This window comes from Dechloromonas sp. HYN0024, from assembly GCF_003441615.1.
Taxonomy (GTDB): Bacteria; Pseudomonadota; Gammaproteobacteria; order Burkholderiales; family Rhodocyclaceae; genus Azonexus.
In genome coordinates this window covers 1,889,884-1,908,912 of sequence record NZ_CP031842.1, presented here as the reverse complement: position 1 = coordinate 1,908,912, position 19,029 = coordinate 1,889,884, and the positions used below count along the sequence as shown (strand labels likewise).

The window sequence follows — 19,029 nt, the reverse complement described above, 5'->3', positions numbered from 1 at the left end:
GGATTTTCGGGGATTTCCCTAGCGCCGGGAAACGGAAAGGATGGCGGGCGGTAAGACGCCGGCATCCTTTCCTTGCAAATCAATGAGTAAGCACCGTTGCTGCGGCCGCGGCGTCAGCCGATGCCTGTACAGCAGAATCTGCAACAGCCGGCTCAGGAAGGGCTTCCGGCATGCGCTCGAGGGCGCGTTCAAGGACTTGATCGATCCATCTGACGGGGACGATTTCGATCTTGTTCTTGATATTGTCGGGGATCTCGGTGAGGTCCTTGACGTTCTCTTCCGGGATCAGCGCCGTCTTCAAGCCACCACGCACGGCAGCCAGAAGCTTTTCCTTGAGACCGCCGATGGGCAGCACTTCGCCGCGCAGGGTGATCTCTCCGGTCATGCAGACGTCGCAGCGGACCGGAATGCCGGTGTAGGACGAGACGAGGGCGGTAGTCATGGCGCTGCCGGCGGACGGGCCGTCCTTGGGCGTCGCACCTTCCGGCACGTGGATATGGATGTCGGTCTTCTCGAAGGCCTCGTCCTTGATGCCGAGGCGACGGGCGCGGGCGCGCACCACGGAGCGGGCAGCTTCGACCGACTCCTTCATGACATCGCCGAGCGAGCCGGTGCGCAGGATATTGCCCTTGCCCGGCATGTTGGCGCATTCGATGGTCAGCAGTTCGCCGCCGACTTCGGTCCACGCCAGACCGGTGACCTGGCCAACCTGGTTTTCCTTTTCGGCCATGCCGAAGCTGTAGCGCTGGACGCCAAGGAACTTGTCGAGGTTGCGGGCATTGACGGCAATCTTGCTGTCGCGCTTCTTCAGCACCAGGGTTTTGACGACCTTGCGACAGATCTTCGAGATTTCGCGTTCAAGGGCACGGACACCGGCTTCGCGGGTGTAGTAACGGACGATGTCGCGAATGGCGCTGTCGGCCACAGCGATTTCAGTCTTTTTCAGGCCATTGGCCTTGATCTGCTTGGGTAGCAGATAGCGCATGGCGATGTTGACCTTCTCATCTTCCGTGTAGCCAGCCAGGCGGATAACTTCCATCCGGTCGAGCAGGGCCGCCGGGATGTTCAGCGTGTTGGCAGTGGCTACGAACATGACGTCGGAGAGGTCGAAATCGACTTCGACGTAGTGATCCTGGAAGGTATGGTTCTGTTCCGGGTCGAGTACTTCAAGCAGGGCCGACGACGGGTCGCCACGGAAGTCCTGGCCCAGCTTGTCCACTTCGTCGAGCAGGAAGAGCGGGTTGCGCACGCCGACCTTGGTCAGGCTGCTCAGGATCTTGCCCGGCATTGAGCCGATGTAGGTACGGCGATGGCCGCGGATTTCGGCTTCGTCACGCACACCGCCGAGCGCCATGCGGACGAACTTGCGGTTGGTTGCCTTGGCGATCGACTGGCCGAGCGAGGTCTTGCCGACGCCGGGAGGGCCGACCAGGCAGAGAATCGGCGCTTTGACCTTGTCCACGCGCTGTTGCACGGCGAGATATTCGACGATGCGTTCCTTGACCTTTTCCAGACCATAGTGGTCGCTGTCGAGAATTTTTTCGGCTTCGCGCAGATCCTTGCTGATCCGCGTCTTCTTGCGCCAGGGCAGGCCGATCAGGGTTTCGATGAAATTGCGCACGACGGTGGCTTCGGCCGACATCGGCGACATCAGGCGCAGCTTCTTGAGCTCGCTCATGGCCTTCGCCAGGCCTTCCTTGCTCATGCCGGCGGCGTTGATCTTCTTGTCCAGTTCCTCGAGGTCGGCACCTTCTTCGCCCTCACCGAGTTCCTTCTGGATGGCTTTGACCTGTTCGTTGAGGTAGTACTCGCGCTGGCTCTTTTCCATCTGGCGCTTGACGCGGCCACGGATGCGCTTTTCGACCTGGAGGATGTCAATTTCGGCTTCGAGCTGGGAGAGCAGGCGGTCGATACGGTCGCGAATGCTTTCCATTTCGAGCACTTCCTGCTTCTGCTCGAGCTTGAGCGGCAGGTGGGCGGCGATGGTGTCGGCCAGACGACCAGCATCTTCGATGCCGGCGATGGAGGACAGCACCTCGGGCGGTATCTTCTTGTTCAGTTTGACGAACTGGTCGAACTGGGCAACCACGGCGCGGCGCATCGCCTCGATTTCATGGTCTTCAACGCCCGGCTGGACGATCGGCACGGCGGTCGCCATGAACACCGAGGATTGCACCTCGATGGCTTCGACGCGGGCGCGCTGAGTGCCTTCGACCAGTACCTTGACGGTGCCATCAGGCAGTTTGAGCATCTGCAGGATGTTGGCCATGCAGCCGATGCGATAGAGGTCTTCCGGTTCCGGTTCATCCTTGGCGGCCGACTTCTGGGCCACGAGCAGGATATTCTTGCCGGCTTCCATGGCCATTTCGAGCGCCTTGATCGACTTCGGGCGGCCGACGAAGAGCGGGATGACCATGTGCGGGAAGACGACGACGTCGCGCAGCGGCAGCAGCGGCAGTTCGACGGTTTCCGGGAGCGTGTTGGGGTTCGACATTACGATGCCTTTGAAATAGGTATGTGCCCCTCAAATGGGGGCGGGGAACCGCAATTCAAGACCCGGCTCAGTTGGAGCCGGAAACCTTTGGCTGATCGGCGTAAATGAGCAGGGGCGGGGTGTCGCCGGTGATCATATTTTCGTCAATGACCACCTTTTCGACATTCTCCATGCCCGGTAGTTCGTACATCGTGTCGAGCAGTGCATGTTCGATGATCGAGCGCAGGCCGCGGGCGCCGGTCTTGCGGGCCAATGCCTTCTTGGCAATGGCCGACAGGGCGCCGGGGCGGACTTCGAGTTCGACGTCCTCCATGCTGAACAGCTTCTGATACTGCTTGATCAGTGCGTTTTTCGGTTCTGTCAGGATCTGGATCAGGGCCGGCTCTTCGAGTTCCTGCAACGTGGCGACGACGGGCAGGCGACCGATCAGTTCGGGAATGAGGCCGAACTTGATAAGGTCTTCCGGCTCGGCATCGAGCAGGACCTGACCAACAGCCTTCTTGTCTTCCTTGCTCTTGACCTCGGCACCAAAGCCGATGCCGCCGCGCTCGGAGCGATTGAGAATGATCTTCTCGAGGCCAGCAAAGGCACCGCCACAAACGAACAGGATATTGGTGGTGTCGACCTGGACAAAGTCCTGGTTCGGGTGCTTGCGCCCGCCTTGCGGCGGGATCGAGGCAACCGTGCCTTCGATCAGCTTGAGCAGGGCCTGCTGGACGCCTTCACCGGAGACATCGCGGGTAATCGACGGATTGTCCGACTTGCGCGAAATCTTGTCGATTTCGTCGATGTAGACGATGCCCTGCTGGGCCTTCTCGACATCGTAATCGCACTTCTGCAGCAATTTCTGGATGATGTTCTCGACGTCCTCGCCAACATAGCCAGCTTCGGTCAGGGTCGTTGCATCGGCCATCACGAAAGGTACGTTGAGGAGGCGGGCGAGGGTCTGGGCGAGCAGGGTCTTGCCCGAGCCGGTGGGGCCGACGAGCAGGATGTTGCTCTTGGCCAGTTCCACTTCGCCGGCATTCTTGGCGGTGTGGCGCAGGCGCTTGTAGTGGTTGTAGACGGCAACGGCGAGGATGCGCTTGGCGACCTCCTGACCGATCACATACTGGTCGAGAATCGAGCAGATCTCGCGCGGCGTCGGCAGGTCGGAGCGACCGGCCTTGGCAGCTTCTTCCGGCAGTTCGTCGCGGATGATGTCATTGCACAGGGCAATACATTCGTCGCAGATGAACACGGACGGCCCAGCGATGAGCTTCTTCACTTCATGCTGACTCTTGCCGCAGAACGAGCAGTAGAGCAGTTTTTCCGGGCTGCCTTTGGTCATCTGTTGCTCTCCGATCAGGCCGCGTCGCGGCGGGTCAATACCTTGTCGATCAAACCGTATTCTGCCGCTTCGGCGGCAGAAAGGAAATTGTCGCGGTCGGTGTCTTTTTCGATGCGCTCGAGCGGCTGGCCGCTGTGCTCGGCCATGATCCGGTTGAGGCGGTCACGAATCGACAGGATTTCCTTGGCGTGGATGGCGATATCCGAGGCCTGGCCCTGGAAGCCACCGAGCGGCTGGTGAATCATGACGCGCGAATTGGGCAGGGCAAAGCGCTTGCCCTTGGCGCCGGCGTTGAGCAGGAAGGCGCCCATCGAGGCGGCCTGGCCGATGCACAGCGTCGACACGTCGGGCTTGATGAACTGCATGGTGTCGTAGATCGACATGCCAGCGGTCACCGAACCACCCGGCGAGTTGATGTAGAAATAGATGTCCTTGTCCGGATTTTCGGCTTCAAGGAACAGCAACTGCGCCACCACCAGATTGGCGGTGACGTCGTTCACCGGGCCGACAAGAAAAATCACACGCTCCTTCAGGAGGCGCGAATAGATGTCGTACGCGCGTTCGCCGCGTCCGCTCTGTTCCACCACCATGGGGACCATGCCGAGTGCCTGTGGATCCCAATTGCTTGCGTTGTCGATATTCATGTCAGCCCTTGTGTGTTGCCGTTTCGTTACATTCAAGACGATTGTCGCTTTCGCGACAAGGTCCGGATTGCTGCTAATTACTGCTTCTGACCCATCAGTTCATCAAAAACAGCCGCCTTGTCGGAGACCTTGGCCTTGCCCAGTACCCAGGCAACGACGTTGTTCTCGATGGCGACGCCTTCGACTTCCTGCAGGCGCTGCGGTTGAGCGTAGTACCAGCGGATGACTTCTTCCGGGTGCTCGTAGCTCTGGGCCGATTCTTCGACCATGGCGCGAACTTGTTCCGGCGTTGCCTGAAGCTTTTCCGTCTTGACCACCTCAGCAAGGATCAGGCCAAGGGTGACGCGACGCTTGGCCTGGTCGGCAAACCATTCCGGCTGGATCGGCATGTCCTTGACCTTCATGCCACGCTGTTCCATGTCCTGGCGGGCAGCTTGCATGAGGCGCTGGATTTCCATGTCAACCAGCGAGGTCGGGATGGAAATCGGGTTGGCCTTGATCAGAGCTTCCATGACCTGGTCCTTGAGCTTGCCTTCGATACGGCGCTTGACTTCACGCTTCAGGTTGGCTTCGATCTCGGCCCGCATCTTGGTCACGTCGCCATCGGCGATGCCCATGCTGGAAGCGAATTCGGCGTCGAGTTCCGGCAGCACGGCAGCTTGTACCTGCTTGACGGTGATCTCGAACTGGACCGTCTGGCCAGCCAGATCCTTGGCGTGGTAATCAGCCGGGAAGTTCAGGTCGAAGGTTTTCGATTCGCCAGCCTTGGCGCCTTCAACGGCATTTTCGAAATCAGGCAGCATCATGCCCTGACCGAGGACGAAGGGGTAATCCTTGGCTTCGCCACCCTGGAACGGTACGCCATCCTTCTTGCCGAGGAAGTCGATAACAACGCGGTCTTCCTTGGCGGCGGCACGGTCGGTGTCCGCATACGAAACACGCTGCTTGCGCAGGATGTCGAGGGTCTTGTCGACTTCAGCCGGGCTGACTTCGAGAACCGGACGCTCGATTTCGGCGGTCGACAGATCGCCCGGGGTGAATTCCGGATAAACCTCGAAAATGGCCGAGAACTCGATGTGCGTGGTGCTTTCGGTGGCCTTCGGCTCGATGCGCGGGTAACCGGCAACGCGCATTTTCTTTTCGGTAACGGTTTCGCCGAAGACGCGGTCGAGTTCTTCGGAGAGCACTTCGTGACGAGCCTGGTCGCCATGCTGTTGCTTGACGATGTTGAACGGCACCTTGCCCGGGCGGAAGCCGGGGATCTTCATGTTCTTGCCCATGCGCTTCAGGCGCTGTTCCATGACCTTCTCGACATCGGCAATGGCGATGGAGAGGTCGATGCGGCGTTCAAGTTCGTTAGCTTGTGCAGTAGTTGCTTCCATGAGAGTTCCTTGTGACTTCGGAGCCGAAAAATAAAGCGGATAATAATATCACGGCAGGCCCGCTGCTGGATGCTTCAACCCAGCGGCAGCTGTCATTGCAGAATTCAACGTATTACCTGTAGACAGCGGCAAAGGAACTTCGTACAATGCGCGGCTTCTTCAGCGGCGGCTGTAGCTCAGTTGGTAGAGTCCCGGATTGTGATTCCGGTTGTCGTGGGTTCGAGCCCCATCAGTCGCCCCAGAATTTAAAGCCCGAAATCGTTGTGTAACAATGATTTCGGGCTTTTTCGTTTTGGGCAATCAGATTCATGTTTTGATGAATTTTTAGAGTTTTTGCATCGGCAGTGTCACCGAATTGTCCCGGATTTTCCTGCCTTTTCCTGATATTTCCCGAATTTCCCGTCCCCAAATTGTCCCCTTGCCTGCTTATCGTTGAACGATAGTTCATGAAGTCGAAACCATATTTAGGTGGCGATTTTCGTTATCTTAGGAAAGCGACATTACATTTTATGGCGTCCAAAATATAGCCACTTTGAACTTCGTTTGGGCGTGATGATGGACTGGAAAGATCACTTTAAAAATGCAATCGTCGTTAGGCCAGTCGATGCTTTTATGGCTCTCCAAGGGTGCACTCGCAAGACTGCACAGAACATTGTGGCACTTGCTCTATGCGGAAAATACGATTTTCCGTTTCCGATCCGTCGGATAGGGATTGGCAAGCCATTTTGCAGGGTAAATGAGGTTCTGGCAGCCATTGAAATGGCCAACCAAATTGCTGGCCCGCTTCCAATTGCTCTCGAAGCAGCATCTGATAAGGCAGTTTCGAAAGAGCCAATTCGACGGGGTCGTGGGCGCCCAAGAAAAGGTGCGATTGGAGGTTAGTGAGCAGGGGGAAGTCGGTGGCGTCCCTGATGGAGGCGAGATGCTCAGCTTTTTTTGGGCGGGCTTAAGTCAGGCCACGACAGTAGCCTGATTGGTGAATTTCCTATAATGGTTTGCCTTGGGGGAATCGTTTAGCATGTTTCTAGTCGGTTCAAGTAGTCTGTGATAGTTCAGTCAAGACTGCCTTCCAAGGTTCCCAGCGCCACGGATTCCGTTGTTTTTCGGGTGCTGGCGATGGCTCACCTCAGCCTAATTGCCGAGAAAATCCTGCGAAACTTATGCTTTACCAGGTTGTTGCCTCTGGTGCGAAATGTGCGGTTGTAAGTTTGAACACTATTGGTATTAAACGGGGCTGCCTATATCAGGAAATCATCCCCGTTTATGTGTTCAGTCTATTTCTTTGGACGGCCCGTTTTGATGCGTTCAAGCAGGCCAATTGCCTTGACGAGTTCAGTATCATCAAGCTTGGCTAACGCTACCAGAGCAACGCGCAATATTTCACTTTTTTTTACCTCAACGCCTGCGGCCAGGGCACGCTGCTTGAGGGTTGCAAACAGCGTGTAGTCGCTTTCCGGAATGGTAAAGCTGTCTCGAACCAGTTTGGGTTTCTTGACCTTGCTTGCTTTCTCGATTTTCGGTGCTGCGGCAACTTTTTCTTTAGCTGCGGCTGGGCCCTTCTTCACTCGTTTGACCGGTGCCTTAGGTGCCAGAGTTGGCTTTTCAGCCGCTGTATGCTTGACCACCTTTGCAGTGACAGCCTTTTTTTCAGCCTTGGGTTTGGCAGCGATTTCCTCTACCGCGGCAGAAGTGGCAACATGCTTATTGGGTTGTGGAGGCGTGGCTTCAGTCGTAACGGTTACGTTCTTTTCGGCGACCGGCGCTGCCACTTCGGATGCTTTGACTTCGTCCTTCTTGGGCTGTGTTGCAGCTTCTTTGCTCATTTTGCTCTCCTGAGTCGGTGTTAAAGGTATAAACTATATAAACACTTTATACACTAAATGGACGTTAAGCAATTTAGATGCGCAAATTTATGGTGGCCAACCCCAAAGGAGGGTGTGGCAAATCGACCCTGGCAATTCATATGGCAAGCTGGTTTGCTCAGCATGATGAGATTGTTTATTTGGGCGACCTTGACCGGCAGCAATCAAGCCGGCATTGGCTGGACGCCCGGCCCAGTAATCTGGCGCCTATTCGCCACTGGGAAATTTCCGAAGATGAAGTCCTGCTGCCACCCAAAAACTGCAACTTCGCCATTCTCGATACACCAGCCGGATTGCACGGGAAGCGGTTGAAAGAGGCATTGAATTCGGTAGACAAGGTCGTCGTTCCTGTTTCCTCTTCTCGTTTCGATATGCTGGCCACCCGCGAGTTCTTTGAGGAACTGGCTGCAACCAAAGCTGTGCGCAAGGAACGAGTAGATATTGGCATCGTCGGCATGCGCGTCGATGTGCGTACCCATGCTTACGGCCAACTGCTGGAATTCCTGAAAGAGTTTGATCTGCCAGTCGTTACATGCATCGCACAGTCTCAACGCTACCTGCAGGCGGCCGATACTGGGGTGACGCTTTTTGACAAAGATGCTAATTCCGTGGCCATAGACACCCAATGGCGTCCGTTGTTGAATTGGCTGATTAGGCGCCACTGAGTGTCAGATTTGATAGGATTTTCTCAAAGAATTACTTAGGAGACAAACAGCCATGATCCCCATTGAAATCTTTTCTCACAACACCACAAAAATCACGATTCAGGCAGGACAGCCACTCTTTCGAGAGGGCGATCTTGGGAATCAGATGTACGTCCTTGAAACCGGGAACGCTGAGGTTTTTGTTCAGAATCAGCGCGTCGAAACGCTTGGACATGGCAGCATCGTGGGCGAGATGGGCTTGGTATCGCCAGGGCCACATTCTGCGAGCGTGATTGCCAAGACGGATTGTGAGTTTGTCGCCATCGATGAAAAACGGTTCCAGTTTCTGGTCCAACAAACGCCCTATTTTGCCATTCAGGTTATGCGCCTGATGGCGGAGCGACTTCGGGCAACTAACAAGTTGCTGGTGGCACCGGTCTGACATTTGCCTGCCAAAGACTACTGAAATACGTCTGAAATATACTGCTCATGCTTTGGGCACCATTAAAGGTAGCCTACTACATTGCCGATTTTCACGTGGTTTCAACAGGATACCCCCAGAGTTATCCACATCTTTTGTGGGTAACTCTATAGATCATTAATTCCTGCGGCCACCAACTAAGCTACCTTGCCTCAGAGAAAAAATGTTCGTATCCAATTTTTAAAGTGGTTAAGGCGGGAGGTTATCCGTCGTTTTTGAAAAATCGCCCCTAGCACAATAAATTTTATACGTCATAAAAAATTCACAAACGATTTATATAGTTTATTGGAATTGACTGCTAGTCTTCTTCTGTACCTTCTGTATAAGCAAGGACTACGCTGTGACTCAAAATCTACTATTTTTTGCTATTGGTGCGACTTTGGCGGCAAGTTGGTTCCTAGTTCCACAGTTAGTTGGCAGCCAAAATCATTACATGCGCGTTGCCGCAACAATGAGCCTCTATCTGAGTGTTTGCGGGGGGATTTTTGTGTTTGCAAATATGAAATCTGCTCTCGCTGCCCTGGAGTTGGGCTTGTTATTTACAGTTCTCATGAAACTCATTCTGCTTAATTTGAAAATGGTACACACTGCCAATTATCCCAAGCACCATCGCTGCTATTAAGCTCATCACAACCATACTGAGGTGTGACAGAAATTGATTGTATCGACGTTGCGATCTTCAAATTTTGACGGTAAACGATGGCTTGAAATTACCGATACATTTATTCATTTTTGGTCTTTTCTCATCAGCTCAGATAAAAAAACTTCTTGCTTAACCGCAATGTTCAGTTTTTTGGTTTTTGCAGGGCGAAAGGAGTAAGAAATGGAAATTTGGATTTTGATTGTTCTCATTTTTGCTTGTGGTGTCTTGGCAATGGCTGAGATGGCTGTTGGTGCAAGCCGAAATTCCCATCTGGCGATGCGCGTAGAGCGAGGTTCCGCTGCCGCTGCAGCCGTTCTTGGATTTCGCCAGCATGCCAGCAGACTTCTAGCAACCACCCAACTTGGAATTACTGCCTTGGCAATGCTGTCCGGAATCTATGGAGAAGCATTATGGGTTCCTCGTTTGCAGGACTGGCTTGTTGCCTTCCAGCCTATGGGGCAAGCTGCGGCCTATGCGCTGGCGATATCCATTGTTGTTACGATCATCACCTTTTTCTCCATTGTGTTTGGTGAGGTCATCCCCAAACGCCTCGCGCTTTCACACCCGGAGGTGATCGCAGAAGCATTGGCGGGTCTCATTACCTTTCTTCTTCGACTGGCTCATCCGCTGGTTTTCATCGTTTCGAAAACGTCCGATTGGATTCTCGGTTTTTTCCCCAACAAAGGGTCGGCGGATGCAACTGCTACCGATGAAATTCGCTTTCTTATCGAGGCTGGGCGTAAACAGGGAAACCTTGATCAGACCGAGAGTGAAATTCTCGGCAATGTCTTTCGGCTCGACAATCGTCGAGTCGCAGGAATCATGACGCCGGCAGCCGATATAGTCTGTCTCGACCTCAGTGTTTCCCGCGAAGAGAACCTGAAGATGCTTCAGGAGCGCGCGGTATCGCGCTTCCTTCTCTGCAAGGGAGGAATTCGCAATGCCTTGGGCTTCGTGGAAAGCAGAGAGTTGCTCAGAGTGCTGTTGAATGGGAAGGACTTGGATTTCGGCAAGCTTTCGCCAAGCCCTCCGCACTATGTGCCGGGGACGCTGTCCCTGATTGGCCTCCTCGAGTTTTTCAAGGCTAACCAAACACAGACCGCTTTGGTCGCGAACGAATTTGGCGCTACAGAGGGGCTGGTTACCTTGTCGGACCTGATGGGCACCGTAGTCGGAGATGTGCTGTCGGGAGCGGCAGAATCACCACTTGCTATTCAGCGTGGGGATGGCAGTTGGCTGCTTGATGGATTACTTGCCATTGACGAAATGAAAGAGGTGCTTGGTATCAAGGTGCTTCCCGACGAGGATCTCGGTAATTTCCATACGGTCGGTGGCTTTGTTATCGTTCATCTTGGCCGGATTCCGAAAAAAACCGAATCATTCAATTGGAGCGGCTGGCATTTCGAAATCATGGACATGGAAAAAAATCGAGTCGATGAAGTGCTGGCAACGCCGATCGGGATTTCAGAAAAATCCTAATAAGCTGTAACTTCTTGGCTGTAGTTGACCAGCTCCCATCACGTTCATTTAACAAGAAAGGTATAGCCTCGGTTAGGGCGTCCGTTATCAAGCTACTCGCATAGTTTTTTCAGCGAATTTTCAGATTTCCGAGGGTCGGCCATAGAGATGATGTTGAATTGCATCGAAATCTGACCCGGGTCAGTTTTGCGTGCAACTCAACAGAGATGATTCAAAAAGCTACAAAGTTGCTCCGCGAGTACAGAAAATGGCTTGTTCAATTGCCGCAGGCGACCAATTTTTTGTTTGCCGCGCGTACTCCTCTCGGTCGATCTGCCAAAATATTTTTGTTCGGAGTTGGCGTGATCTTACCGCTTGGATCACTGATCTGGGTCGCGCTTTACCTGCACGGCAATGGCATATTGGCCTCTGAACGGTTGGTCAAACCCAATTAGCCATCCTAGATGGCAAACCGATGCGCAGCGGTCCCGTGGCTACTAGGCTCCCCGCTTGCCTATAAAGCGGTAATACGGTGCACGAAGACCTGGTAGATAAGGGATTTTTGCCCGGCATTCCGTGGTGGCGCATTCATTGAATGTGCTGCGCAGTAGTGGCAAATGCTTTTCTGACAGGTGCACGCCATCATGCGCGAACCATTGTTGCCAGAAGGCATTGCCAAGCCGGCTTCCCGCATTCGGGAGATGAAAATCGACAATGCCGAATTTCCCCCCGGGAGCAAGCATGGAATACGCATTGGCAACTACGTTGCGCCACTGCGGCATCATGGTCAGCGAATACGACATGAAAACGATGTCGACAGCGCCTTCAGGTTGCCAGGTTGTTGCGTCGCCTTCGACTATATTGACTGTCCGGTAGCCTGCACTTCGTTTTCTGGCCTCGCCCAGCAAGGCGGGGCACAGGTCGATCATGTCGAAACGCTGAATCGAGTGAATAGTATTCCCCATCATTTGCAGGCTGCTGCCGGTGCCACATCCAAGTTCAACGACGCGATATCCGGGACGTAGATCGAGTTGCTCTATCAGCTCGGCACGGCCTTGCAGGAGGCGGGCGCGAAACGCGTCGTAGCGCTCTGCTTGCGGCGCATAGAAGGCTTCAAGGTTGTCGGCATGAGAGCCGTTTCTCGGCTGTCCGCGCAACAGGCTCCAAAGGGTTCGGGCGTCGGCAGAAATCTCAGGAATGGCCATGAGTTTTCAATTGGGCTATGGTGAAACCGGCGTAGGTGTGAACGCGATCTTCCTGTTGGAGGCGTGCAGCCAGTTCCATCTCAAACTCGGCTACATCCCTTAGGCGGCTGCGTTCTGGTCCGACGCGGAGCCAGTCAAGAAAGGGCGGATTGGCATGGGCGCTGCGAAACAGAATGCGGGCAGATGGCGCAGCGCGTTTCAGTATTGCATCCCACTCCTCGATCAGTGCTTCGGGGTAATAGCAACTCATCCAGTCCATGTGATCAAGGAGTACAAAGCGACTGATGGGCTCATTACCCGCATCAAGATATTCGGTCACCGTACAGGTGTGGGTTTCGATGCAGTCAACCAGTCCACCTTTGAGCGCGTTGAATCCTTCTTCCTTTAGGTAGCTTGGGCAGCAGTCCCGGGTGTAGCTACCGGTCAGGTAGACACGCCAAAAATAGTTGTCTTGGACCGGCAAATGGCGAAAGACATATTCGATCGCTTCGCGAATGAACCCCGATACTCCGCCGGGATGTTGGCTTTGAACAAGGCGTCGCTGGGGATGTGGGACGCCGAGCAGGCTCATGGTCAATTGGCGGTTTAGTACCCAGTTGATGACGGGCGTCCATAGTTCGCGGGATATGAACCTGTCGTAGATCTTGCGCTGGGAACCCAGGCTTTTTGCAGCGAATAATTTGGCGAGCGGACGAGCCAGCTGGGGGCGCAATTTGAAATATGTGCGAAACCCACGGGCAACAAACCCAGCCAAACCATGAAAATAAAAGCTACCTTGTCGGCTATTGAACCAGTTGATGCGTCGATCCCAGTAATCTTTGGCGAACTCAGAAAGCTCGGTGCGCAGATGTTGGTGGTAGAGAGTGTGCGCATCAGGGTGAATACCTTCGCCAAAGAAGGCAAAAAAATCATCGAAATCAAGCTTTCTGATTCCGGCAATCTTTAGTTCAAGCAGTGCATTTTGGCGAGGATTCGCATCAACGGCATGAATTTTTTGCGGTCCTTGCAAGGCATAGTCAAGCGCGTTGCAACCGGCACTTGTTATGACCAATACAGTATCTTCGGGGCCGATGTGGAGTGCCTGAAGGTCTACAGCTGGATCTTCCCAGCAGGTGTTGTAGACCAGGGATCGAGCGTACAAAGCATCGAATATTTTCTGGTCAATCCGATCTTTCAGGGTCAGATTACTTATGAGGCCGGCGATTTCCGGACTTAGTGGTGCATTCATGTGAGCTGGTCATTGGTTGGTATTCCGAGACCTTAAGTGCCACGTATTACCAAGCCATGACACAGGCACGCTATTTGAAGACTACTTGTATTGACCCACGTGAGGCATTAAAGAGAAAACATGACAGTTGAGCAAACGTTGATTCTCTTTTGATGCAATGTTGTTTTCTTCCCGAACGTTAAGATTTCAGAATGAATTTACCCTGAAAGATTTTTAATGCAATTCGGTATGACCTATTCAATATAAATTAGACGCTGAATTGCAATGTGGAAGCTCTGAGTTTATCGGCCAGGGTGTGCACTTGGTATCTCAGCGCCACACCGAATCCGGCAACTCCGATGAAGGAATTTGGCGTTGTGGCTTCATATAATTCAAGCTACAACGGATTCGACCAACGCGTCAGTCAGTCTGGATTGGGTCTGTTGAATTAAGCCAAGACGCTGGCTTAAATCAGCGCAAAGGGCGCGGAATTGAGTGATACAGCTAACGATTTCCTTCATTTCACGGGCAGGAGGAATCGGTATCAACACGGAGCTTAAAATTTTCAGATTTATGTTTTTCTGAGCTGTTGCTGGCGCAAACTCAAGCAACCGCTTCCTCGCTGTCGCCATAAACGCAAGAAAATATTCCGTATTGCCAATAATCGGTGAGGGGACAAACCCAACCACGCTATCCGGAAAACAGGCATCAAATCCAAGTATTGCTGTATCAGCGATATTGGCAGCGATCGTGATACATAGAGTCCCCTTCGGCCACATTTTGCTTTGTGCAAGGCCTTTTTCGCTGTATTTTGAATAGTATTCGCTGATAACTTGGTCTGCTCTGGCAACCTCGCCTGTTTGAACCAGAGGATACTTTCCAGAATTGAACAAACGAGGATCGTTGCGAGGGCGGTGTTTTGACTTTCCTCGTCCAAATTCTCCTAGCTCAGGGAAACGAGCCCACTCCCAACCCTGAGGTAACTCAAACGGCTTGTCCTCGTCTCTGATTGGCGGAAGAGGTTTGTCGCGCTTTATTTTTCCAGCCGCGACCAAACGTTCTTTTTCGTTGCGGATTTTTTGCAGCAGCGCGCTGGCCGGTTCGTCGGAAGGGTCTTGCGGAACGAGCAGGCCGCGGACGGCAAGTTGAAAAATGGTTTGTTCTAGGGCGCCGACCGCAGCGGGGCGATCGAGTAGCAGGTCGAAATAGATTGCGATGTATCGCCAGTTTTCGGACAGCGCGTGGGCCGATTCGCTGTTGACCAGGGTCTCGAACAGGCTGCTGACTAGCCGGGCATGCTGCTCTGCCTCCAACTTGCCCTTGGTTTCCAGTGCATCGCAGAGGGTCATCAGTTCATCAACACGGGCCACGATGCGGGATTGCTGATCGATGGGAGGAACGGGGATGGGTAAAGGGTTTAATTTCCTTAGAGAAATGTTTGCGATATTCGTGGTTTGACTCGCACTGTCAATGAGCATTGATCGAGCGTATTCAGTGCGAAGCACGATCATTAAAAACTGGGGCAAGATTGAGCGAGGGCGCAATACCGACAAAAAACCGCCAATTGTTGCTTCGACAACTGGAATTTCGGTAACGATAGCGACTTTCCCGACAAGTTCTCGACTATTAGCCATCGACATAACGATATCGGAGCACTGAACAATTTGCTCCTCCCGGCCCATGAACGAACGATCAATAAATAGCAGATCGTCCCACTCAATTCTGTCTTGGACGTTGGCAGTTCTCAAACAACCAATTCGACCTTCTGCAGGCTCCTTTGTTTTTTTGTTAGCGGGGAATGTGATGCCTCGTATAACGCCAACTACATGGCCAAGACGCTCCCACTCCCAAGCCAAAGGCAAAGGAAATGGCGCCTCTTCATCATCTATCGCCGCCAGTGGCTTGTCAGCCCGGATCTTGCCTTCCTTGAGCAGCCGTTCCTTCTCGGCCCGGATATTTTCCAAAACCACACTGGCTGGTTCGTCGTTGACGTTGTGAGGCACCAGTTTGCCCTGAACTGCTAACGATAGGATCAGTTCACGTAGACGGGCGACGCCGTTGGGTGCGCGTGCGATCAGATCGAACTGGCCCAGCAGTGGTAGTTCAAGTGCCGCGAGGTAATGGGCGCTCGGTTCGCAGGCTTTGAGCATGGCGTTCACGCCTTCGTTCCGAGCGACTGGGCGAGAATGCCCTTCAACTGGTCACGCAGATTTTTGGCTTCTGCGCTTAGGCGGGCATATTCGGCCAAAAGCGCGTCGGGGTCGTAGGCAATGGCGTCCGGGCTGTGCGGGTTTTTCTGGTCGAGGTTGTAGCCGTTAGCCTTGAGAGTATTGATATTCACCATCCAGGCATACTCATTTTCGACGCGGGATTTGAAGCCATCGGCCTCAATGCCCCACCAAGCTTTTTCGGTGGCAAATTCCTCGATACGGATGGGCTTGGTCTTGGAATAGCTCTTGTAGCCTGCCGGGTAAGGGTGCTCGTAGTACCAAATTTCCTTGGTGGGCACGCCCTTGGTGAAGAACAGCAGGTTGGTCTTGATGCTGGTGTAGGGGGCAAAGATGCCATTGGGCAGGCGCACGATGGTGTGCAGGTTGCACTCGCTGAGCAACTTTTCCTTGATGCGCGTTTTGACGCCTTCGCCGAACATTGTGCCATCAGGCAGAACGACGGCGGCGCGGCCGTTGTGCCTGAGCAATTTGATGATCAGCACGAGGAAGAGATCGGCGGTTTCCTGGGTGCGGACGTCGGCCGGGAAGTTAGCTTCGAACCCAGGTTCCTCGGTGCCGCCGAAGGGCGGGTTGGTTAGGATTACGTCGACCTGATCACGCGGGCCATAATCTATCAGCGGGCGTGAAAGGGTGTTGTCGTGGCGAATCTCGCTGGGAACTTCGATCCCGTGCAGCAGCATGTTGGTGGTGCACAGCAGGTGCGGCATCTGCTTCTTTTCGACACCGCGAATGGCGGCTTGCAGCAGGGCGTCGTCCTCGACGCTCTTGCGCTGGGTTTTCAGGTGTTCGAGGGTGCAGGCCAGAAAGCCGCCGGTGCCGCAGGCCGGGTCGAGAATTTTTTCACCAAGGCGCGGATTTACCTGATCTACCATGAATTGGGTCACGGCTCGCGGCGTGTAGAACTCGCCGGCATTGCCTGCGCTTTGCAAATCCTTCAGGATTTTTCATAAAGGTCGTTGAACAGATGGCGGTCAGTACGGTTGTTAAAGTCGATCTCATTGATCTTGTTCACCACCTGCCGCAACAACTGGCCTGATTTCATGTAATTCAAGGCGTCTTTAAACACCTGCTGGACAACATAGCCGCGCGGGTTGTGTCGCGGCTCAGCATCCAGGCCCTTGAGCTTGGGGAAGAGGGTGTTGTTGATGAAATCCTGCAGTTCCTCCCCAGTCATACCCTCGGCGTCGGCCGCCCAGTGACGCCAACGCAGGAGTTCGGGGATCGGCGACTTATAACTGTCGCGCAGCAACTCAAGTTCGGTTTCTTGATCGTCGAATATTTTCAGAAAGAGCAGCCAGGCAAGCTGGGAAATCCGTTGGGCGTCGCCATCAACGCCGGCATCCTGGCGCATGATGTCCTGGATGGATTTAATGAAGGTCGTGCTGATGGTCATGCGGTGCTGATTTCCTATTTTTGAGTTCTGCTGCTTGTCTATTGAGTATGGAAGCCATCCTCAACCTGCCCTTTGCAACCAGCGGTGCAGGCTCTTATACAGCGTCGCTGGATGACAAGGCTTGACCAAAAAATCATCCATTCCAGCAGCTAGGCAACTTTCCCTATGTTCATCGAAGGCATTCGCAGTCATGGCCAGAATACGAATATTTTTCCCGCGATCTCGCCGCCGTATTTCCCGAGTTGCTTCAAGACCATCCATTCCGGGCATTTGCATATCCATCAGAATCAAATCGATTGATTTTTCTTCGGTTATGCGAATGGCATCAAATCCGTTGCTCGCTGTTTCCACTTCGACACCAGCGTCTTCGAGAACTGATTTGGCGAGTTCGAGATTAATTGGCTCGTCGTCTACAACTAGTACCAAGGCGCCCCTGGCTAATTCACGTAGTTGCTCTTTCACGTCGTTGATGTCGACTTCTCGATATCTTTCCTGGTTGCTCTGTAAGGCCTGGCAGTAAGACGGGTCGTTGTTGCGTTTCAGACGTGCAGTAAACCAAAACGAGCTGCCACTACCGCATATCGATGTTGCCCCGGCTTCACCTCCCATCAGGCCAGCGAGATGGCGGGTAATCGCCAATCCCAGACCTGTGCCACCATATTTTCTCGTCGTGGAAGCATCCGCCTGATGAAAAGCCGTGAAGAGTGTCGCAAGTGTCTCCTGTGAAATTCCAATACCGGTATCTCTTACTTCAAATTTAACCACTACAGTTTCGCCGTTCTCGCTAAGTATCTGATAGCTTAGAGTAACTCCACCGTGCTCAGTAAATTTGATCGCGTTACTGACATAATTCAGTATGGCTTGAATCAAGCGCGTCCGATCGCCAAACAATATTCCACTTACCGGTAATTTTGATAATTTGAGGTAAATGCCCTTGGCGTTGGCGATTTGCCCCAGCATATTGGTTACCGTCGAGATCACATCGGCAAGTTCGATTGGTTCTTCGACTAAAGCCAACTCCCCTGCATTGATTTTCGATAAATCCAAGACATCGTTAATTATCGCCAGTAAATGCTTGGCCGAACGTTCAATAGTTTCTAGGCGCTCGGCTTGTTTCCCAAATAATCCATCTTGTTTAATCAGATGGGTCATCCCAATAATTGCATTCATCGGGGTTCGGATCTCGTGACTCATGTTGGCCAGAAATGAACTTTTCGCTCTTGCCGCCGCTTCAGCGGCATCCCTAGCATCGACCAACTCCTTTGTTCGCATATGCACAAGCGCCTCTAGGTTTTGTCGATGGGTGGCAAGTCGAAGCGATTGCCTCTTGTGTAGCTGTGCCATGATCCGAAGTACATCTTGTGCGTGGCCTATTCCACTATAGCGACCGTCCGAGACCAACAAAAACCCATCAATAAGTACCTTTTCGCCTGCGCTTGCAATCAGGATAGAAACCTCCTGTAATGGTGTTCCCTCCTCCACAATTAACGGATCCTTGTCCATAAATACAAGGCACGTCTTGTCGAGGTATATCTCTTTGTAAAAAGGTTTGGCCAAACTAGTCATAAAAACAGCATGGCTGATAAGACCAATTGGCCGCTGAGTTTCCTGGGTGATGACGGGGATGCTTGAAAGATTTGGATGGGCGAGAAATAGTTCAAGTACATGTTGCGTCAAAGCAGTATCGGCTACTGAAAGGCATTTGGATAGCACTTGAGCTGCTAGCGGAAACTCATCAGCCGCGGAGGTATTATTAATATTTTCTGTGCGACCTCCCTGGAAACTGTCAAGGCCGGGTGAATACATCGCTATCTCCAATGCCAAATGTGATCTACAGAATTCTTGTATAGCAAAGGCATGTTTCACCGTTGTGACGGTGTAAACCTGAATCCGACCATTAATATCAGTGCAAAATATCCGATTATAGAAAATCGCCCCACCAAATTGGCTGCAAAGGCCTGTTCGTTGTTTGTCGGCTCGGGTGGTACTAAAATCTTGTCGAGGCATAGCCGTGTCAAGCCATAATCAGGCACCCTCAAATTAATACTTTCGGGC

Annotated in this window: 16 protein-coding genes and 1 tRNA gene; 6 read left to right on the top strand and 11 right to left on the bottom strand. The window is 53.1% G+C overall.

Annotated elements, in window-relative coordinates:
• Positions 1 to 79: 79 nt before the first annotated feature.
• The 4 genes from lon to tig all read right to left on the bottom strand — a co-directional run bounded on the left by lon (position 80) and on the right by tig (position 5,850).
• Complete coding sequence (gene lon, locus HYN24_RS09185; RefSeq protein WP_117608971.1) at positions 80 to 2,494, bottom strand: endopeptidase La; 2,415 nt, start codon at positions 2,492 to 2,494, stop codon at positions 80 to 82.
• A gap of 67 nt (positions 2,495 to 2,561) precedes the next feature.
• Positions 2,562 to 3,824, bottom strand: a complete 1,263-nt coding sequence (clpX, locus tag HYN24_RS09180) for an ATP-dependent Clp protease ATP-binding subunit ClpX (protein ID WP_117608970.1) — start codon at positions 3,822 to 3,824, stop codon at positions 2,562 to 2,564.
• Between the two features lie 14 nt (positions 3,825 to 3,838).
• On the bottom strand, positions 3,839 to 4,468 hold the full coding sequence (clpP, locus tag HYN24_RS09175; protein ID WP_117608969.1) for an ATP-dependent Clp endopeptidase proteolytic subunit ClpP: 630 nt from the start codon (positions 4,466 to 4,468) through the stop codon (positions 3,839 to 3,841).
• Positions 4,469 to 4,545: 77 nt separating this feature from the next.
• Entirely contained in the window at positions 4,546 to 5,850 is a 1,305-nt protein-coding gene (gene tig / locus HYN24_RS09170) for a trigger factor (RefSeq protein WP_117608968.1), read from the bottom strand.
• 165 nt (positions 5,851 to 6,015) lie between these two features.
• Between tig and HYN24_RS09165 the strand changes: the two genes are divergently transcribed.
• A tRNA-His gene (locus HYN24_RS09165) sits at positions 6,016 to 6,091 on the top strand.
• A 227-nt stretch (positions 6,092 to 6,318) separates the two neighbouring features.
• On the top strand, positions 6,319 to 6,732 hold the full coding sequence (locus HYN24_RS15915; protein WP_162888683.1) for a hypothetical protein: 414 nt from the start codon (positions 6,319 to 6,321) through the stop codon (positions 6,730 to 6,732).
• A gap of 392 nt (positions 6,733 to 7,124) precedes the next feature.
• Here the strand turns inward: HYN24_RS15915 and HYN24_RS09155 are convergent, their stop codons facing one another.
• Positions 7,125 to 7,673 carry a hypothetical protein gene (locus HYN24_RS09155; RefSeq protein ID WP_117608966.1) on the bottom strand — a complete coding sequence of 183 codons (549 nt, stop codon included), beginning with the start codon at positions 7,671 to 7,673 and terminating at the stop codon, positions 7,125 to 7,127.
• A 77-nt stretch (positions 7,674 to 7,750) separates the two neighbouring features.
• On the opposite strand from HYN24_RS09155, the gene HYN24_RS09150 reads away from it, so the two are divergent.
• From HYN24_RS09150 to HYN24_RS09135, 4 genes are all read left to right on the top strand, one after another.
• Positions 7,751 to 8,377: a ParA family protein gene (locus HYN24_RS09150; protein ID WP_117608965.1), complete on the top strand. Its 627-nt coding sequence runs from the start codon at positions 7,751 to 7,753 to the stop codon at positions 8,375 to 8,377.
• Between the two features lie 52 nt (positions 8,378 to 8,429).
• On the top strand, positions 8,430 to 8,798 hold the full coding sequence (locus HYN24_RS09145; RefSeq protein WP_117608964.1) for a Crp/Fnr family transcriptional regulator: 369 nt from the start codon (positions 8,430 to 8,432) through the stop codon (positions 8,796 to 8,798).
• Positions 8,799 to 9,177: 379 nt separating this feature from the next.
• Positions 9,178 to 9,459, top strand: coding sequence for a hypothetical protein (locus HYN24_RS09140; protein WP_162888682.1), 282 nt, complete (start codon positions 9,178 to 9,180; stop codon positions 9,457 to 9,459).
• A 201-nt stretch (positions 9,460 to 9,660) separates the two neighbouring features.
• Positions 9,661 to 10,959: a hemolysin family protein gene (locus HYN24_RS09135; RefSeq protein WP_117608962.1), complete on the top strand. Its 1,299-nt coding sequence runs from the start codon at positions 9,661 to 9,663 to the stop codon at positions 10,957 to 10,959.
• 476 nt (positions 10,960 to 11,435) lie between these two features.
• Here the strand turns inward: HYN24_RS09135 and HYN24_RS09125 are convergent, their stop codons facing one another.
• The 6 genes from HYN24_RS09125 to HYN24_RS09105 all read right to left on the bottom strand — a co-directional run bounded on the left by HYN24_RS09125 (position 11,436) and on the right by HYN24_RS09105 (position 18,780).
• Positions 11,436 to 12,143 carry a class I SAM-dependent methyltransferase gene (locus HYN24_RS09125; RefSeq protein ID WP_117608960.1) on the bottom strand — a complete coding sequence of 236 codons (708 nt, stop codon included), beginning with the start codon at positions 12,141 to 12,143 and terminating at the stop codon, positions 11,436 to 11,438.
• Positions 12,130 to 13,371 carry a DUF3419 family protein gene (locus HYN24_RS09120; protein ID WP_117608959.1) on the bottom strand — a complete coding sequence of 414 codons (1,242 nt, stop codon included), beginning with the start codon at positions 13,369 to 13,371 and terminating at the stop codon, positions 12,130 to 12,132. The genes HYN24_RS09125 and HYN24_RS09120 overlap by 14 nt, the downstream gene beginning before the upstream one ends.
• A 371-nt stretch (positions 13,372 to 13,742) precedes the next feature.
• Positions 13,743 to 15,500 (bottom strand): restriction endonuclease subunit S, encoded by a 1,758-nt coding sequence (locus HYN24_RS09115; protein ID WP_240327775.1) that lies wholly within the window; start codon positions 15,498 to 15,500, stop codon positions 13,743 to 13,745.
• 5 nt (positions 15,501 to 15,505) lie between these two features.
• Positions 15,506 to 16,453 (bottom strand): N-6 DNA methylase, encoded by a 948-nt coding sequence (locus HYN24_RS09110; RefSeq protein WP_240327647.1) that lies wholly within the window; start codon positions 16,451 to 16,453, stop codon positions 15,506 to 15,508.
• A 62-nt stretch (positions 16,454 to 16,515) separates the two neighbouring features.
• Positions 16,516 to 16,974: a type I restriction-modification system subunit M N-terminal domain-containing protein gene (locus tag HYN24_RS16025; RefSeq protein ID WP_205421363.1), complete on the bottom strand. Its 459-nt coding sequence runs from the start codon at positions 16,972 to 16,974 to the stop codon at positions 16,516 to 16,518.
• A 60-nt stretch (positions 16,975 to 17,034) separates the two neighbouring features.
• Positions 17,035 to 18,780, bottom strand: a complete 1,746-nt coding sequence (locus tag HYN24_RS09105) for a response regulator (protein ID WP_162888681.1) — start codon at positions 18,778 to 18,780, stop codon at positions 17,035 to 17,037.
• Positions 18,781 to 19,029 lie beyond the last annotated feature (249 nt).

Coding starts and splice junctions, on each gene's coding strand:
- lon (WP_117608971.1), bottom strand. CDS start 2,494: ATGTCGAACCCCAACACGCTCCCGGAAACCGTCGAACTGCCGCTGCTG.
- clpX (WP_117608970.1), bottom strand. CDS start 3,824: ATGACCAAAGGCAGCCCGGAAAAACTGCTCTACTGCTCGTTCTGCGGC.
- clpP (WP_117608969.1), bottom strand. CDS start 4,468: ATGAATATCGACAACGCAAGCAATTGGGATCCACAGGCACTCGGCATG.
- tig (WP_117608968.1), bottom strand. CDS start 5,850: ATGGAAGCAACTACTGCACAAGCTAACGAACTTGAACGCCGCATCGAC.
- HYN24_RS09155 (WP_117608966.1), bottom strand. CDS start 7,673: ATGAGCAAAGAAGCTGCAACACAGCCCAAGAAGGACGAAGTCAAAGCA.
- HYN24_RS09150 (WP_117608965.1), top strand. CDS start 7,751: ATGCGCAAATTTATGGTGGCCAACCCCAAAGGAGGGTGTGGCAAATCG.
- HYN24_RS09145 (WP_117608964.1), top strand. CDS start 8,430: ATGATCCCCATTGAAATCTTTTCTCACAACACCACAAAAATCACGATT.
- HYN24_RS09135 (WP_117608962.1), top strand. CDS start 9,661: ATGGAAATTTGGATTTTGATTGTTCTCATTTTTGCTTGTGGTGTCTTG.
- HYN24_RS09125 (WP_117608960.1), bottom strand. CDS start 12,143: ATGGCCATTCCTGAGATTTCTGCCGACGCCCGAACCCTTTGGAGCCTG.
- HYN24_RS09120 (WP_117608959.1), bottom strand. CDS start 13,371: ATGAATGCACCACTAAGTCCGGAAATCGCCGGCCTCATAAGTAATCTG.
- HYN24_RS09115 (WP_240327775.1), bottom strand. CDS start 15,500: ATGCTCAAAGCCTGCGAACCGAGCGCCCATTACCTCGCGGCACTTGAA.
- HYN24_RS09110 (WP_240327647.1), bottom strand. CDS start 16,453: ATGGTAGATCAGGTAAATCCGCGCCTTGGTGAAAAAATTCTCGACCCG.
- HYN24_RS16025 (WP_205421363.1), bottom strand. CDS start 16,974: ATGACCATCAGCACGACCTTCATTAAATCCATCCAGGACATCATGCGC.
- HYN24_RS09105 (WP_162888681.1), bottom strand. CDS start 18,780: ATGTATTCACCCGGCCTTGACAGTTTCCAGGGAGGTCGCACAGAAAAT.